This window comes from Rhizobium zaerense (genome assembly GCF_051810725.1).
GTDB lineage: Bacteria > Pseudomonadota > Alphaproteobacteria > Rhizobiales > Rhizobiaceae > Rhizobium > Rhizobium leguminosarum_I.
On record NZ_CM132690.1, the window covers coordinates 4,332,302 to 4,348,140 of the forward strand.

Annotated in this window: 17 protein-coding genes and 1 pseudogene; 5 read left to right on the plus strand and 13 right to left on the minus strand. The window is 61.7% G+C overall.

Features of this window, described 5'->3' with window-relative positions; all coding sequences use genetic code 11:
* Positions 1-88: 88 nt before the first annotated feature.
* A complete protein-coding gene (locus ACS4RR_RS21630; protein ID WP_456189376.1) occupies positions 89-1,177 on the plus strand; it encodes a zinc-binding metallopeptidase family protein in 1,089 nt (362 codons plus the stop codon).
* A gap of 271 nt (positions 1,178-1,448) precedes the next feature.
* Here ACS4RR_RS21630 and rnhA read toward each other — a convergent pair whose 3' ends face one another.
* From rnhA to ACS4RR_RS21655, 5 genes and pseudogenes are all read right to left on the minus strand, one after another.
* On the minus strand, positions 1,449-1,904 hold the full coding sequence (gene rnhA, locus ACS4RR_RS21635; protein WP_017963120.1) for a ribonuclease HI: 456 nt from the start codon (positions 1,902-1,904) through the stop codon (positions 1,449-1,451).
* On the minus strand, positions 1,901-2,866 hold the full coding sequence (locus tag ACS4RR_RS21640; RefSeq protein ID WP_260110279.1) for a homoserine kinase: 966 nt from the start codon (positions 2,864-2,866) through the stop codon (positions 1,901-1,903). The genes rnhA and ACS4RR_RS21640 overlap by 4 nt, the downstream gene beginning before the upstream one ends.
* 68 nt (positions 2,867-2,934) lie before the next feature.
* Complete coding sequence (gene ispH, locus ACS4RR_RS21645; RefSeq protein ID WP_260110278.1) at positions 2,935-3,936, minus strand: 4-hydroxy-3-methylbut-2-enyl diphosphate reductase; 1,002 nt, start codon at positions 3,934-3,936, stop codon at positions 2,935-2,937.
* 76 nt (positions 3,937-4,012) lie between these two features.
* Entirely contained in the window at positions 4,013-4,768 is a 756-nt protein-coding gene (locus ACS4RR_RS21650; RefSeq protein WP_456189377.1) for an SURF1 family protein, read from the minus strand.
* Positions 4,761-5,140 (minus strand): annotated as a pseudogene (locus ACS4RR_RS21655) (DUF983 domain-containing protein). The gene ACS4RR_RS21650 and the pseudogene ACS4RR_RS21655 overlap by 8 nt, the downstream one beginning before the upstream one ends.
* Before the next feature lie 120 nt (positions 5,141-5,260).
* Here ACS4RR_RS21655 and ACS4RR_RS21660 point away from each other — a divergent pair.
* Positions 5,261-5,902, plus strand: coding sequence for a chloramphenicol phosphotransferase CPT family protein (locus ACS4RR_RS21660; RefSeq protein WP_456189378.1), 642 nt, complete (start codon positions 5,261-5,263; stop codon positions 5,900-5,902).
* A gap of 297 nt (positions 5,903-6,199) precedes the next feature.
* On the opposite strand, the gene ACS4RR_RS21665 is transcribed toward ACS4RR_RS21660, so the two are convergent.
* The 6 genes from ACS4RR_RS21665 to coxB all read right to left on the minus strand — a co-directional run bounded on the left by ACS4RR_RS21665 (position 6,200) and on the right by coxB (position 11,526).
* Positions 6,200-7,078: a cytochrome c oxidase subunit 3 gene (locus ACS4RR_RS21665; protein WP_017963115.1), complete on the minus strand. Its 879-nt coding sequence runs from the start codon at positions 7,076-7,078 to the stop codon at positions 6,200-6,202.
* A 61-nt stretch (positions 7,079-7,139) separates the two neighbouring features.
* On the minus strand, positions 7,140-7,748 hold the full coding sequence (locus ACS4RR_RS21670; protein WP_260297982.1) for a cytochrome c oxidase assembly protein: 609 nt from the start codon (positions 7,746-7,748) through the stop codon (positions 7,140-7,142).
* Positions 7,745-7,885, minus strand: coding sequence for a cytochrome c oxidase system small membrane protein (locus ACS4RR_RS21675; RefSeq protein WP_020048779.1), 141 nt, complete (start codon positions 7,883-7,885; stop codon positions 7,745-7,747). The genes ACS4RR_RS21670 and ACS4RR_RS21675 overlap by 4 nt, the downstream gene beginning before the upstream one ends.
* On the minus strand, positions 7,885-8,835 hold the full coding sequence (locus ACS4RR_RS21680) for a heme o synthase (protein ID WP_456190164.1): 951 nt from the start codon (positions 8,833-8,835) through the stop codon (positions 7,885-7,887). Before ACS4RR_RS21680 ends, ACS4RR_RS21675 begins: the two co-directional genes overlap by 1 nt.
* Before the next feature lie 67 nt (positions 8,836-8,902).
* Positions 8,903-10,624, minus strand: coding sequence for a cytochrome c oxidase subunit I (ctaD, locus tag ACS4RR_RS21685; protein WP_017963111.1), 1,722 nt, complete (start codon positions 10,622-10,624; stop codon positions 8,903-8,905).
* Positions 10,625-10,641: 17 nt separating this feature from the next.
* The gene (gene coxB / locus ACS4RR_RS21690; RefSeq protein ID WP_032985025.1) at positions 10,642-11,526 is read right to left on the minus strand and encodes a cytochrome c oxidase subunit II; all 885 of its coding nucleotides are present in this window, start codon (positions 11,524-11,526) and stop codon (positions 10,642-10,644) included.
* A 316-nt stretch (positions 11,527-11,842) separates the two neighbouring features.
* On the opposite strand from coxB, the gene ACS4RR_RS21695 reads away from it, so the two are divergent.
* Positions 11,843-12,511: an invasion associated locus B family protein gene (locus tag ACS4RR_RS21695; protein ID WP_170258284.1), complete on the plus strand. Its 669-nt coding sequence runs from the start codon at positions 11,843-11,845 to the stop codon at positions 12,509-12,511.
* A gap of 184 nt (positions 12,512-12,695) precedes the next feature.
* On the opposite strand, the gene ACS4RR_RS21700 is transcribed toward ACS4RR_RS21695, so the two are convergent.
* Complete coding sequence (locus ACS4RR_RS21700; protein WP_260110273.1) at positions 12,696-13,268, minus strand: hypothetical protein; 573 nt, start codon at positions 13,266-13,268, stop codon at positions 12,696-12,698.
* A gap of 187 nt (positions 13,269-13,455) precedes the next feature.
* Here ACS4RR_RS21700 and tldD point away from each other — a divergent pair, with 187 nt between their 5' ends.
* Together tldD and ACS4RR_RS21710 are read left to right on the plus strand one after the other, a co-directional pair.
* Positions 13,456-14,871 carry a metalloprotease TldD gene (gene tldD / locus ACS4RR_RS21705; protein ID WP_260110272.1) on the plus strand — a complete coding sequence of 472 codons (1,416 nt, stop codon included), beginning with the start codon at positions 13,456-13,458 and terminating at the stop codon, positions 14,869-14,871.
* 16 nt (positions 14,872-14,887) lie between these two features.
* On the plus strand, positions 14,888-15,379 hold the full coding sequence (locus ACS4RR_RS21710; RefSeq protein WP_260110271.1) for a GNAT family N-acetyltransferase: 492 nt from the start codon (positions 14,888-14,890) through the stop codon (positions 15,377-15,379).
* A 102-nt stretch (positions 15,380-15,481) separates the two neighbouring features.
* Here ACS4RR_RS21710 and ACS4RR_RS21715 read toward each other — a convergent pair whose 3' ends face one another.
* Positions 15,482-15,799 (minus strand): nucleoside triphosphate pyrophosphohydrolase family protein, encoded by a 318-nt coding sequence (locus ACS4RR_RS21715; RefSeq protein ID WP_017963106.1) that lies wholly within the window; start codon positions 15,797-15,799, stop codon positions 15,482-15,484.
* Between the last annotated feature and the right edge of the window lie 40 nt (positions 15,800-15,839).

The window sequence follows — 15,839 nt, forward strand, 5'->3', positions numbered from 1 at the left end:
GCTCATCCTTTATCACCATGCCTGTCGCGCCCCTCACGCGGCAGGCATTTTTAGTCCGTCACCCTCATGCTCTGCAGAGATAGACCCAATGAAGCTTTTTGCCTGCGACAATTGCGATCAGGTCGTCCACTTCGACAACCGTCGATGCGTGCGCTGCAACCATCGCCTCGGCTTCCTGCCCGGCGATCTCGCCATGCATGCGCTGGAGCCGCGCGACGAGACGCTCTGGCAGCTCGTTTCCAATCCCGATCGCGAGGTCCGCTTCTGCGCCAATGCCGGCCTCGATATCTGCAACTGGCTGGTGGACGGTGACGGCGAGAGCGAATTCTGCGTTGCCTGCCGCCATAACCGGCTGGTTCCGAACACCGACACCCAGGACGGCATCGATCGCTGGCGGCGCATCAGCCAGGCGCAGCGCCATCTGTTTTATTCGCTGCTGCGCTGGAAGCTGCCGCATCCGGATCGCGCGCAAGATCCGCAAGGCGGGCTGGTCTTCGATTTCCTCGAGGATCTGATCGAGAGCAACGGTTATGTCGTGCCTGCCATGACCGGCCACGAGGAAGGCCTGATCACCATCCGCGCCGCAGAGGCCGACGATGCGACGCGCGAACAGGCGCGCAGCTCGATGAACGAACCCTATCGCACGCTGCTCGGCCATTTCCGCCACGAGGCTGGCCATTTCATCTGGAACAAGCTGGTGCGCGATCGGGGCGGCCTTGCCGATTTCCGCGCCGTCTTCGGCGACGAACGGCAGGATTATGCAGCAGCCCTGCAGACCCATTATGCCGGCGGCGCGCCCTTGGGATGGCAGGATAATTTCATCAGCGCCTATGCCGCCTCGCACCCCTGGGAGGATTTCGCCGAATGTTTCGCGCATTACCTCCATATCGTCGATACGCTCGAAACCGCGCGCGCCTTCGGCATCGCCATCGATCCGAGCGGCCATGAGGAAATATCAGGCGAGGTGGATTTCATCCCTTACCGGGCAAGAAGCGCCGAACAGCTGGTCAGCGCCTGGGTGCCGCTCAGCATCGCGATCAACGCCATCCAGCGCAGCATGGGCCAGCCCGACTCCTACCCCTTCGTGCTGTCTTCGCCTGTTGTGGCAAAGCTCGAATATCTGCACCGGCTGATCCAGGGCGCAGCGACGGCGCCGCAGCAGCAGCAGGCGGCTTGAATGAGGTTCGGGCCGCGCTGCTCGCCCCTCTTCTCCCCAGCGGTGGCCCGAAGGGTCGGATGAGGGGGCCACACGGCACGCCATCCATTGCCCTTCGCTTCCGCTCGGTGCATTCGCGGCTTCGCCGCTCACCCCCTCAACCGCCTGCCGGCACCGACCGGGGTCGAGCCACAGGTCTCGACCCGTCCTTCGGACCCCCGCCGGGGAGAAGAGACGTGTGGCGGCGCCGTATTCCTCTCATCCGTCAAGAGCTCAAGGAAACGGCCGCTACTTAAAACGAAACCGCCTTGCCTTTCTTGAAAGGCTCCATGCCCTTCCGAGCGAGTTCGTCGGCGCGTTCGTTTTCCGGGTGGCCGGCGTGGCCCTTGACCCAGTGCAGTGTCACCTTGTGGCGGTCGCGGGCCGCCTCCAGCGCCTGCCAGAGCTCGGCATTCTTCACCGGCTTCTTGTCTGATGTCTTCCAGCCGTTTTTCTTCCAGCCGAAAATCCACTTGGAGATACCGTCCTTGACATAGGCGCTGTCGGTATAGAGATCGACCTCGCAAGGGCTCTTCAGGGCCGACAGTGCCGAGATTGCCGCCAGGAGCTCCATGCGATTGTTGGTCGTGTCGGCCTCGCCGCCGAAAAGCTCCTTTTCGACGTCGCCATAACGCAGCACCGCGCCCCAGCCGCCGGGGCCGGGATTGCCGGAGCATGCGCCGTCGGTAAAGATATCGACGTGCTTCATAGGCTCAATCCATATTCGGCGGGCGATTTGATCTGGCGGTGGAACCGCAGCTTGCGGAGATATTCGAGCGGGTCCTTCTTGGTGACCATGGCTCCCTCCGGCGTCGTCAGCCAGTCATAGAGCCGGGTCAGGAAGAAGCGCAGCGCGGACCCACGCGACAGTACCGCCAGGGCTGAGATTTCCGCATCGCTCAGCGGCCGAACGCTCTGGTACCCGTCGAGCATCGCCGTGCCCTTGGTGATGTTATAGGCGCCGTCCTTCTCAAAGCACCAGGCATTCAGGCAGATCGAGACGTCATAGGCGAGCAGGTCGTTGCAGGCGAAATAGAAATCGATCAGACCGGAGAGCTGGTCGCCCAGGAAGAAGACGTTGTCGGGGAAGAGGTCGGCATGGATGACGCCGGCAGGCAGGCCACTCGGCCAGGCGGCGGAGAGGAAATCGAGTTCGCTGCGGATCTCGGTCTGCAGCCCGGGCTCGACCTCGCCGGCACGCGCCTCGGATTTTTCCCACAGCCCCCGCCAGCCGTCGATCGACAGCGCATTCGCCCGCTTCAACTGGAAATCATCACCAGCCACATGCATCTCGGCCAGCGCTCTGCCGACTTCGCGGCAGTGTTTCGCCTCCGGCTTTCTCAGCCACATGCCTTCGAGGAAGGAGATCAGCGCCGCCGGACGGCCGGAGAGCGAGCCGAGCAGCGCGCCGTCGCGGCGCGGCAGCGGCAGCGGGCAGGACAGGCCGCGAGCTGCGAGATGCTGCATCAGGCCGAGGAAGAAAGGCAGATCGCTCTTTTCGACGCGCTTTTCATAGAGCGTCAGGATCAGCGGGTCCTTGGAGGTGTGAAGCAGGAAGTTGGAGTTTTCGACGCCTTCGGCGATCCCCTTGTAGGAAAGCAGCGTGCCTGCGTCATATTCCGTCAGGAACCACTTCAGATCGTCTTCGGCTATATCGGTATAGACTGCCAAGTGAGGTCTCGCCTTCATGCCTTGTTGATATTGGATTTGCCGGAGTGGACGCCAGGCCGAAGGCCGATCTAGCCGTTGACGAAGGCCATATCGGCCGCCGTCAGCTCGATATTGCGCAGTTCGCGGTTGACGAGGAAGTTTTCGGTTTCCTGCACCGTTTCGGCCAGTTCGACGCGGGCATCGAAGCGGGCGCGGAAAGCCTCAATGATCTCGTTGACGATGACCTCGGGTGCCGAGGCACCGGCGGAGAGACCGAGCGTCGAAATCGTGCCGATCTCGTCCCAGTCGAGCTCGGCGGCGCGCTGCACGAGGATCGATTTCTTCGCCCCTGCCCTCAGCGCCACTTCGACGAGGCGCTTGGAGTTGGATGAATTCGGCGCGCCGACAATGATGAAAAGATCGCAGCCCGGAGCTGCCTGCTTCACCACTTCCTGGCGGTTGGTCGTCGCATAACAGATCGAGTCCGCTGCCGGCGCCGTCAGGTTGGGGAAGCGCTCGTGCAGTCGGGTGATGACGCCGGCGGTGTCGTCGACGGACAGTGTCGTCTGGGTAACATAGCCGAGATTATTGGGGTCCGTGGGAATATAGGCGTCGGCGTCCTCGATCGTCTCGATCAGCGAAACCGACCCCTCCGGCAGCTGACCCATCGTGCCGATCACTTCGGGATGACCGGCATGGCCGATGAGGACGACATGGCGGCCGAGGCGATTGTGGCGCATTGCCTGCTTGTGGACCTTGGAGACCAGCGGGCAGGTGGCGTCGAGATAGAAGAGGTTGCGGCTTGCCGCATCCTCTGGCACGGATTTCGGCACGCCATGGGCGGAGAAGACCACCGGCTGGGCGCGATGTTCGGCCGGGATCTCGTCCAGCTCCTCGACGAAGACGGCGCCCTTGGCCTCCAGCCCCTCGACGACATAACGATTGTGGACGATCTCGTGGCGCACATAGACCGGCGCGCCGTAGGATTTCAGCGCCAGCACGACGATCTGGATGGCGCGGTCGACGCCGGCGCAGAAGCCGCGCGGGCCGCAGAGCCGGATCGTCAAAGGAGGTTTCGCCGCAATATTCATGTCTGTTCCGTCAAAATTCCGTACCGCGTCGGGATAAGCGACCTCTAGCCCAATATGACCGGGAATTGAAGCGATACTATTGCCGAGGCTGCGTGCCGGGTTTGCGGAACCAGGAGATCGCCACCACCGCGGTGAGCACCGCGGCCAGCCCGTACCAGGTGAAAGCATATTGCAGATGGTCGTTCGGCAGATCCACCTGGGTAACGCCGCCGATCGGCAGTCCGGCCGGATTCAGGGTGGAATCGGCATCGACGAAAAAGGGAATGACCTTCGCTTTCTCGAGGCCGACGCTCTCGGCCATGACGTCGAGATCCTTCCAGTAGAAGATGTTCTTGGCGACGTCGTTATCGGGCACCACCCAGGAAGGCTTGCCGGGAAGCTTTTCGCGCGCCAGGCCGGTGACGGTCTGCTGATCCGTCAACTGGCCCTGCATGCGCGTTTCCGGCTCCTTGTTGTCATAGGGAACGAAGCCGCGATTGACGAAGAGAATGCGCCCGTCGGCAAGCTCCAGCGGCGTATAGACATAAAAGCCGGTCTGGCCGCGCCAGGTGGCGAAGAAGTGCCGCTCCTTGTTGTTGATGTAGCGGCCGGTGGCGGTGACCTTGCGGTATTCGATGTCGCCGCCTGCAGCCGCCATCGCCTCGATGTCGGCGAACGGCACGGGGCTTGCTGCCTGCCGCGCAGCGATATCGGCGATCAGGCCCTCTTTCCAGTGCAGGCGCTCCACCTGCCAGGTGCCCAGCGAAATCAGGATGGCAAGGGCGATCAGCACCAGGATGCCGGTCAAGACAGGCAGCCGGCGGCGCGGCGCGGCATGGTCGATATCAGTCACTCAGGCGTCCTTCGCGGGCATTATGACGGTATTGCATGGCGATCAGGATGCCTTTGAACCAGCGTAGCGTCAGCAGCGACAGGATAATCGTCAGCGGCGCGAAGAGCAGGATATGCACCCAAATCGGCGGCCCGTAATTCACCTGCAGCCACAGCACCATGCCGATGACGATGAAGCCGACGATGAGAATGACGAAGACGGCCGGGCCGTCACCGGAATCGGCAAAGGAATAATCGAGGCCGCAGGCAGCACAGCGCGGCTTCACGCCGAGCAGGCCATCGAAGAGCTTGCCCTGGCCGCAGCGCGGGCAGCAGCCCTTGATGCCGGTCTTCACCGGATCGACGGGGGAAAATGGGCGCTGTCCTCGTTCATGGCAATTCCTTTTAGGCGCTCCACGCTGCCTTAACTCTCCCATAAAGTATTTGCATCCCGGATGGAAAGGCCTGCGCGGTCTCCGCCGAGTGATTCGCGCCAAACAGAAGAAGAAGACTGATGACCAAAGACAGCCATGCCGGACAGATCATTATTTTAAACGGTGCGCCCAGAAGCGGCAAATCAAGCATCGCGCGCGCAATCCAGGAACACTTCGAGGGGCCGTGGATCAACCTCGGCGTCGACGGCTACAATGCCATGACACCGAATCGCTACCTGCCAGGCATCGGACTGCGGCCGGGCGGCGAGCGGCCGGACCTGGAGGAACTGGTGCCGTTCTTTTATGCGGCGCTCTACGAATCGATCGCCATCCATGCCAGCCTGGGGCTCAATGTCATCGCCGATCTCGGCCACCATGACAGCTATTCGCAGCCGCTCGGCATCCTCGGCGATTGCGCCCGGCGACTGGAAGACTTTCCAGTGCTGTTCGTTGGCGTGCGCTGTCCGATCGAAACGATCATGCAGCGGCGCGACGTTGCCCAGGAAGGGCGCGAGACGCTTTATCTCAGCGCCACGGAGGACGTGCCCGTTCCAGAACCGGTGCAACGCTGGCAGGATGAGGTTCATCGCCCCGGCATCTACGATATGGAGGTCGATACGTCGGTGCTGACGCCGCTCGAATGCGCCGAAGCGATCCGCCACCAGTTGGATCTCGGCATTCCCGCGCCTTCGGCCTTCGAACGGATCGCCGGGGCGCGCTGAGGCGATATAAGGCGGCCACGGAGCCTTTACTTCGGCCGGCGATTGCCGATGGCAGCCCCTCATCCGGCTGCCGCCACCTTCTCCCCGTAAACGAGGCGAAGGGACATTGCCGTGCCCTCTCCGTCCCTCTCTCGCGTCTCGTATGGCACGTCCCCTCTCCCCGTTTTTACGGGGAGAGGGTTAGGGTGAGGGGCAGCCGCGCGAACCGAACACCTGTGGCACGAGGCCGAGCAAAACGAGATTTGCCAACAAAAAAGGCGGGCACGAGGCCCGCCTTTTGTTTGACTATCGTTCCGATCAGCCGGCTGCGACGGGTGCGCCCCAGCCGCCCCAGACGTAGATGCAGAAGAACAGGAACAGCCAGACGACGTCGACGAAGTGCCAGTACCAGGCGGCCGCCTCGAAGCCGAAATGCTGCTTCGGGGTGAAGTCGCCGCGCAGCGCGCGGATCAGGCAGACACCCAGGAAGATCGTGCCGACGAGGACGTGGAAACCGTGGAAGCCGGTCGCCATGAAGAAGGTCGCGCCGTAGATCGAATTCTTGAAGGCGAAGGGCGCGTGGGCATATTCATAGGCCTGGACGGAGGAGAACAACACGCCGAGCAGCACCGTCAGCGTCAGGCCCTGAATCAGGCCTTTGCGGTCGTTGTGCAGCAGCGCGTGGTGCGCCCAGGTGACCGTTGTGCCCGACAGGAGCAGGATGACGGTGTTATAGATCGGCAGGTGCCAGGGATCGAGAACCTCGATGCCCTTCGGCGGCCAGACGCCGCCGGTATAGGCCAGGCGCGAGGCCTGGATCGCCTCGTTCGGAAACAGGCTGGCGTCGAAATAGGCCCAGAACCAGGCGACGAAGAACATCACTTCCGAAGCGATGAACATGATCATGCCGTAGCGCAGATGCAGCGAGACGACGCGGGTGTGGGCGCCCTCATGGGCTTCCTTCACCGTATCGGCCCACCAGCCGTACATCACGTAGAGAACCAGCGCGAAGCCGATATAAAAGAGCCAGGGATTGGCGAGCTCGGCACCGGCGACCTTGAACGAACCGCCGTTCAGGTAGCGCATGTAGCAGACGCCGCCGATCGCCATGAGGAAGGCGCCGAGCGAAGCGATAATCGGCCACGGGCTCGGATCGATGATGTGATAGTCGTGATTCTTCTGGTGAGCATCGGCCATGTAGTTATCCCCGGATGTCTTCCTTCACTCCGCTCCCGGCATAGCCGGAAACGAGCCTTGATCAAAGTTTCTTTTCAATCTTCTCCGCTCCACCCTCATTCGAAGCCACCGGCTTCGGACCCTCTTTCGGGTAGAACGTATATGACAGCGTAACCGTGTGGATATCCTTGGATTCCACGGCCTTGACGATTTCCGGATCGATGTAGAACACGACCGGCATGTCGAGCTTCTCGCCCGGCTTCAGGTCCGTTTCCGTAAAGCAGAAACATTGCACCTTGTTGAAATAGACGCCCGCTTCGCCCGGGGTGACGTTGAAAACCGCCTGGCCGCGCTGGGTCTCGTTCGAACGATTCTCGGCGGTGAAATTGACCTGGATCGTTTCGCCGATCTTCGGATTGACCTCGCGCTGGACCGGCTTGAATTCCCATTGCAGACCGGGGGCGACATTGGCGTCGAAGGTGACGCGCATCGTGCGGTCGAGCACGACGCTCGACACCTGGTCGACGCGCTGCGTCGTGCCGTTATAGCCGGTCACCTGGCAGAAGATGCGATAGAGCGGCACGGCGGCATAACTCATCGCGCCCATGCCGAAGACGAAGCTCAGGCACATCATCACGACGGCGCCGTTGTTGCGGCCGGGCTTTTTCGGTGCGGCGGGGTTATCGCTCATCCGGCAGTTCCCCCGCCGATCTTCACGATTGCCATCACGTAGAAGAGAACGACGAGGCCGGCAAGCACCAGCCCCAGCGCGATGTTGCGGTTGCGGCGCGACTTGAGCTGCTTTTCCGTGAGCTTGACCAATTCCATCAGAACCAACCTCCCGCATGCGAGACCAGCAGCGAGGCCAGCCGGTCGATCATCAAGGCAGAGAACACGGCGAAGAGATAGAAGATCGAGAAGCCGAACAGCTTCTTCGCCGGGATCATCTTCAGATCGCCGTCGGGCATGCGCCAGACGGCGATGGAACAGTATATGAAGATCGCGCCGAGGACGGCTGCGACGAGGCCGTAGCCGAGGCTCGCAAAGCCGAGGAAGGACGGCAAGACCGCGCAGACGCCGGTCAGCACCGCATAGGCGACGATCTGATGCTTGGTCACCCGCTCGCCGGCGACGTTCGGCAGCATCGGCACGCCGACGGCCTCGTAATCGCGCATCTTGAAGAGCGCCAGCGCCCAGAAATGCGCCGGCGTCCAAAGGAAGATGATGAGGAAGAGAACGGTGCTCTCGATCGTCACGCTGTTGGTCACGCAAGCCCAGCCGATCATCGGCGGGAAGGCGCCGGCGGCACCGCCGATGACGATGTTCTGCGGCGTCGAGCGCTTCAGCCACATGGTGTAGACGACGGCATAGAAGAAGATGGTGAAGGCGAGGATGCCGGCCGAGAGCCAGTTGACCGCAAGGCCGAGGATCACGACCGAGAAGCCCGACAGCACCAGGCCGAAGGCCAGAGCCTCCGAAGGCGCGATACGGCCGGCCGGGATCGGACGGTTGGCCGTGCGGCTCATGATGGCGTCGATATCGGCGTCATACCACATGTTCAGCGCGCCGGAGGCGCCGGCGCCGACGGCGATGCAGAGAATGGCGATCAGGCCGAGGACGGGATGGATGTGGCCCGGCGCCAGCACCAGACCGGCAAAGGCTGTGAAGACCACGAGCGACATCACTCGCGGCTTCAGCAATTCGAAATAATCGCGCGCACTCGCTTCCGACAATTCGCCGTCCTTTGCAAGCACCTCGTGATTGTCGATGACCGTCATCATTCCGTCCTGAATGTCTTACCATCAGGACGCCGTACCGCATGCGGCGTCCCGATGTCCGCGCAAATTACTTGATGCGCGGAAGCTGTTCCCACTGGTGATAGGGCGGCGGCGAAGGCAGCTGCCATTCGAGCGTCGTTGCACCCTCACCCCACGGATTGTCGCCGGCGACGCGCTTCCTGGCGAAGGCTTCGAAGACGCCGAAGAGGAAGATCAGCACACCGAAGGCCGAGATGTAGGAGCCGATCGAGGACACGTAGTTCCAGCCGGCAAAGGCATCCGGATAATCGATATAGCGGCGCGGCATGCCGGCGAGGCCGAGGAAGTGCTGCGGGAAGAACACCAGGTTGACGCCGATGAACATGACCCAGAAATGCAGCTTGCCGACGAACTCGTTGTACATGTAGCCGGTCATCTTCGGGAACCAGTAGTACCAGCCGGCGAAGATCGCAAAGACGGCGCCGAGCGACAGAACGTAATGGAAGTGGGCCACGACGTAATAGGTGTCATGCAGCGAGCGGTCGAGACCGGCATTGGCAAGCTGGACGCCGGTGACGCCGCCGACCGTGAACAGGAAAATGAAGCCGATTGCCCAGAGCATCGGCGTGCGGAACGAGATCGAGCCGCCCCACATCGTCGCGATCCAGGAGAAGATCTTCACGCCCGTCGGAACGGCGATGACCATCGTCGCGAAGACGAAGTAGCGCTGCGCATCGAGCGACAGGCCGACCGTGTACATGTGGTGAGCCCAGACGACGAAGCCGACGGCGCCGATCGCGACCATGGCATAGGCCATGCCGAGATAGCCGAAGATCGGCTTCTTCGAGAAAGTCGAGATGATGTGGCTGACCATGCCGAAGCCCGGCAGGATGAGGATGTAGACCTCGGGGTGACCGAAAAACCAGAACAGGTGCTGGTAGAGGATCGGGTCGCCGCCGCCTTCCGGAGAGAAGAAGGAGGTGCCGAAGTTGCGGTCGGTGAGCAGCATGGTGATGCCGCCTGCCAGAACCGGCAGCGACAGCAGCAGCAGGAAGGCGGTGATCAGCACGGACCAGGCAAACAGCGGCATCTTGTGCAGCGTCATGCCGGGAGCGCGCATGTTGAGGATCGTGGTGATGAAGTTGATCGCACCGAGGATCGACGAGGCGCCGGCAATGTGCAACGCAAAGATCGCAAGGTCGACCGCCGGTCCCGGTGTGCCGCTTGTCGCCAGCGGCGGATACATCGTCCAGCCGCCGCCCGTGCCGTAGGCGCCTGCCGGGCCTTCGACGAACATCGACAGCAGCAGCAGCGCGAAAGCGGGAACGATCAGCCAGAAGGAAATGTTGTTCAGACGCGGGAAGGCCATGTCGGGCGCGCCGATCATGATCGGCACCATCCAGTTGGCGAAACCGCCGATCATCGCCGGCATGACCATGAAGAAGATCATGATCAGCGCGTGCGCTGTGGTGAACATGTTGAACATCTGCTTGGCGCCGTCGATCGCGGCATCGCCTTCATAGCCGTAGACCATCGAGGCCAGGCCGTGGAAGATCTGAATGCCAGGCTCCTGCAGCTCCATGCGCATGGCAACCGACAGTGCGCCGCCGATGATGCCGGCAATGATCGCGAAGATCAGGTAGAGCGTGCCGATGTCCTTGTGGTTCGTCGAGAACAGCCAGCGATTGGCAAAGCTCGGCTTGTGCCCGTGATCGTGATCGTCATGCGCGTGGTCATGATGGGCGGCGTGATCGCCATGCGTGCGATCGTGATCATGAGAATGATCGTCGTGAGCGGAAGGTCCAGCCATTGTCCCGATCCCCTTAATTACTGTGCTTCGGCGACGTCGAGGGTCTTTGCGGGACCATCGGTTGCGGCCATGAGTGTCTTGTAGGCGCCGGGCAGGTCGCTGGCGGCTGCGGTCAGCCACTGCTTGTACTTGTCCTCGGAGACGACGCGGATGGCGATCGGCATGAACGCATGGTCCTTGCCGCAGAGCTCGGAACACTGGCCGTAGAACAGGCCTTCGCGTTCGGCCCTGAACCAGGTCTCGTTCAGGCGGCCCGGCACGGCATCGATCTTGACGCCGAAGGACGGCATGGCGAAGGCGTGGATGACGTCGGTCGGCGCAGAGGTCACGAGAACGCGGACCGTCTTGTTGACCGGCAGGACCAGCTCGTTGTCGACGGCGAGAAGTCTGGGATAGATCGACTTGTCTTCCTTGCCGGCGGCGGCGCGATCCTGATCCTTCAAGAGGTAGGAATCGAAAGCCAGCGGGCTTTCGCCCGAACCTTCATATTCGTAGTTCCACTGCCACTGGGTGGCGGTCGCCTTGATCGTCACGTCGGGATTTTCGGGCAGCGTCAGCTGCGCCGTCAGCAGGTTGAACGAAGGAATGGCGAGAAGAAGCAGCACCAGAACCGGCCCCACGGTCCAGGCAATCTCGATCATCGTGTTGTGGCTCGTCCTCGAGGGAACCGGGTTCGCGCTGGCGCGGAACTTGAAACAAACGACGATGAGCAGGACCAGAACGAAAAGCGTGATCGGAACGATAAACCACAGGGTATATTGTTCGAACCAGTGGATTTCCCGCATGATCGGCGTTGCCGCCGGCTGCAGCGTCGCCTGCCACGGCATGGGCTGGTCGGCATATGTGCCGGAAGCAAAAAGCAGACAGACCAGCGCGGTCAGGGCTGCATAAGCCTTCTTCATCACCTTATTATCTCCCTCGAGCGCTTGACCTGCACAATAGAACGCAGAATCCTTGCCATCTTCAGCGCTTCAAACCACAGTTTGGCATTCGCCGCAACAGGTCAGAGCAATTGTCTATGCGGCATTTTTGCTCAAAGCATAGGCAGGCTGGAACGGCAAAACATACCAAGTTTTTCATCAGCATATGAAAAATCGGCTTTCCGGCCAATCCGCGCGCGACACATTATTTCGCAAAGGTCCAATTTCCGCCGCAGTCCCCCGGTTTTCACGGGGTGGGGCTTTTCATTTTTGGTGGGCAGCTTCAACAATAGCCGCAATGATTCGATATCCAGAGGTTTCCATGGGTTTCCGTTCCCTCGCGCAGTCGCTTCTCCTGACTGCCAGCATCGCGGCCGCAGCGACGACGCCCGTTTTCGCACAGCAGCAACCCACCCCGTCGGAGGCCAAGCCGCCCGCTTCGGCGCCGGCGCCGACCCCTGCTCCGGCGCCGCAACAGCCGAGCGCCGCCAAACCGAATGTCGAACAGGTGACGCCCGGCCAGACGCAGCCGCCGGCGCCCGGCACGGTGAAATCCAATCACGGCGCATGGTCTGTCGTCTGCGACAAGCCGGCCGGGGCTTCGACCGAACAATGCGCGCTGATGCAGAATGTCATCGCCGAGGACCGGCCGGAGGTCGGGCTTTCCGTCGTTGTCTTGAAGACGGCCGACCGGAAATCGAAGATCCTGCGCGTGCTCGCGCCGCTCGGCGTGCTGCTGCCGAACGGCCTCGGGCTCAATGTCGACGGCAAGGATATCGGCCGCGCCTATTTCGTCCGCTGCTTCGCCGATGGCTGCTATGCCGAGGTCGTGCTCGAGGACGAGCTGCTCAAGACCTTCCGCAGTGGCGCCCAGGCAACCTTCATCGTCTTCCAGACCCCGGAGGAAGGCATCGGCATCCCCGTCGACCTCAAGGGCTTTGCCGAAGGTTTCGACGCTCTGCCGTGACATCAACTGCCGTCTGCCATGGCCAGCCCCTCATCCGGCTGCCGCCACCTCTCGCGGGGCACGTCCCCTCGCCCCGTTTACGGGGAGAGGGTTAGGTGAGGGGCAGAGGTTTTCGGAACCGCGCCGCCACCAGACTCCCCGTGCCCACACGGACCATGTTCAGTTCGGCAATAAGCCCAGAACCCTAATCATATTCGGAAAAGCTACAAACATATTCAGAGTGATCGCCTGCATCGACGATATAACCAGGCATCTCATCTGCGCTGCCATCACGGGGACGGGTGGGAGAGTATATTTCCAGCCTTTTTCCGGTGCGCCTTTCGATCTCATCCCTGAGCGCGGCAGCGGGCTTCAATAACAGGATGTTATAGGATGATACTGTTAGACATCCATCATTCGACTGTCCCGAAGCCGGGATTTCGAATGCGGAGTATTGATTTCCGAAGAACTCGCCCGGCTTGTTTATCACTGGCGAGGCAATCCCGGCCCCGCCCTTGCATTCCTCCCGGACGATTACATCCCCGGCCGCGATATGCTTTTGAACTTGGGCCTGTTCATATCCCCTCACGACCAGCTTCTTTTCGTCGAAGTCGAAATAGATCATTCCGTCCACCGCGAGGCATTCCTCCGGATCGGGAAAGACCTTCTCAAGCCAGTTATCGGCCGCCAGTCCCGTCACGGGAAAAAGAAGAGCGAGAACCACTCCACTCGCACCACGTGTCATCATTTCGAACAAATCGGCCCCCAAACTGATCATCTCAAAACAGCCACGCCGCCACCCAGCGCGAAACGACAAAACGCTTACATCTCTTTCGAAGGACGTTCCATCTCCCGAGATCGCGCTGCACAACAAAGAATATTCGACGGCAGGGCTTCACTCCTTGTTATATGGAGCCCTATCTAGGGAGTAAGTGCACTCCTGAACGCATGCTTGGAGCCATACCATGACCACCGATCTCCTGACGCTTTTCGATGCCGATGAAGCCACGATGCGCAAGCACGTCGCCCAGGCCCTGTCCGGCGCCGATGACGGCGAACTGTTCATCGAGCATGCGCAGGCGGAAGCACTGACCTTTGACAATGGCCGGCTCAAGGGCGGCAGCTTCAACACCGAACAGGGTTTCGGCCTGCGCGCCGTTGCCGGCGAAGCTGTGGGTTATGCCCATGCCGGCGATCTCTCGGTGGCGGCGCTGAAGCGGGCGGCCGATGCCGTCGGCGCTGTGACGCGCGGCTATTCCGGCTCCTATGCGGCAGCGCCCCAGGGCACCAATAAGAAATTCTACAGCGACGAGAACCCGATCGGCCAGCCGAGCTTCGAGGAGAAGGTCAAGGTCCTGCAGGACATCGACGCCTATCTCAGGGGCAAGGACGACAAAGTGCGGCAGGTGACGGCCTCGGTCGCCGCGAGCTGGCAGGTCGTCGACATCCTGCGGGCCGACGGACATCGTGTGCGCGACATCAGGCCGATGACGCGCATCAATATCTCGGTCATGGTCGGCGAAGGCGATCGGCAGGAGAGCGGCTCCTATGGCCACGGCGGGCGCATCGGCTTCGGCGACTTCATCGCCGAGGGCAGCTGGCAATACGGCGCCGACGAGGCGCTGCGCCAGGCGCTCGTCAATCTGGAGGCGATCGATGCACCGGCGGGCACGATGGATGTCGTGCTCGGCTCGGGCTGGCCGGGCGTGATGCTGCACGAGGCTGTTGGTCATGGGCTGGAAGGCGATTTCAACCGCAAGAAGACGTCGGCATTCGCCGGGCTTCTCGGCCAGATGGTCGCCGCTCCCGGTGTCACCGTCGTCGACGACGGAACGATCGACAATCGCCGCGGCTCGATCACCATCGACGACGAGGGTACGCCGTCTGCCTACAACGTGCTGATCGAAAACGGCAAGCTCGTCGGTTATATGCAGGATCGGCAGAATGCCCGGCTGATGGGCATGGCGCCCACCGGCAACGGCCGCCGCCAGGGCTATGCCCATGTGCCGATGCCGCGCATGACCAACACTTATATGCTCGGCGGCGACAGGACGCCCGAGGAGATCATCGCCTCGGTGAAGAAGGGCATCTACGCCGTCTCCTTCGGCGGCGGCCAGGTTGATATCACCTCCGGCAAGTTCGTCTTCGGCTGCACCGAGGCCTATCTGATCGAGAACGGCAAGGTCGGCGCGCCGATCAAGGGCGCGATGCTGATCGGCAACGGTCCAGATGCGATGAAGCGGGTGTCGATGATCGGCAACGACATGAAGCTCGATACCGGCATCGGCAATTGCGGCAAGGCCGGCCAATGGGTTCCCGTCGGCGTCGGCCAGCCGCACCTGCGCATGGATCAGGTGACGGTCGGCGGCACGCAGACCTGAGGCAGAAGGAACTGTGATGGCGGACATTGAAATCAGGACCTTCGCCGCCGATGACGCCGATGCCGTGCTTTCGGTGATCCTGCCAATCCAGCGCGAGGAGTTCGGCATCGACATCACCGCGGATGCGCAGCCGGATCTCCGGGTCATCCCGGATTTCTATCAGTCCGGCAAGGGACAGTTCTGGGTTGCCGTCCAGGATGGCGCCATCGTCGGCACCGTCGGGCTCAAGGATATCGGCAATAATCAGGCGGCGCTGCGCAAGATGTTCGTCTCAGCTGCGGTTCGCGGCCGCGAGCACGGCGTCGCGGCGCGGCTTCTCGATCGCCTCTTTGCCCATGCCCGGGATGCCGGCATTACCGATATCTTCCTCGGCACGACGGACAAGTTCGTCGCGGCGCACCGCTTCTACGAGAAGAACGGCTTTAGCGAGATTGCCAAGAGCGCCCTGCCCCGCGCCTTCCCGCTGATGGCGGTGGACAGCAAGTTCTACCGCCATAAGGTCGGCTGACTTTACCTCTGGGAAGATCGTGATGCGGCTGAACACGAACAGCCTCGCCTAAAGCGACTATGCCGTCATCTGAAAACTGCCGCACGTTTTGGCCGCCCTGCATCAGCTCTTCGACGTTTGCGCCGGCTGAAACAGCCACTTCCGTTCGATCGCGGCGGCAAGGTCGATATCGTTGCGTCGGGCGAAGAGCAGGAGGTGGCCGAGAACGTCGGCGGTCTCGTCGGCAAGGTCTTGCTGCATATCTTCCGGTGAACGCCCCTTTGCACGGCCGCGCCCCGTTAGCCGGTTCCAGGCCTGTGTCAGCTCGCCCATTTCCTCCTGTAGTTTCAGAAGGAACCAATCGGCATCACGCTCAATGCCGTTGGCGGCGACATGGGTGGAGGAAGAAATTTCGAACTGATCGGCGAGACGGCGCAGCATGGGCGTTCTCCTTTTGTTTAGGGAGGAGACGCTGATTCCC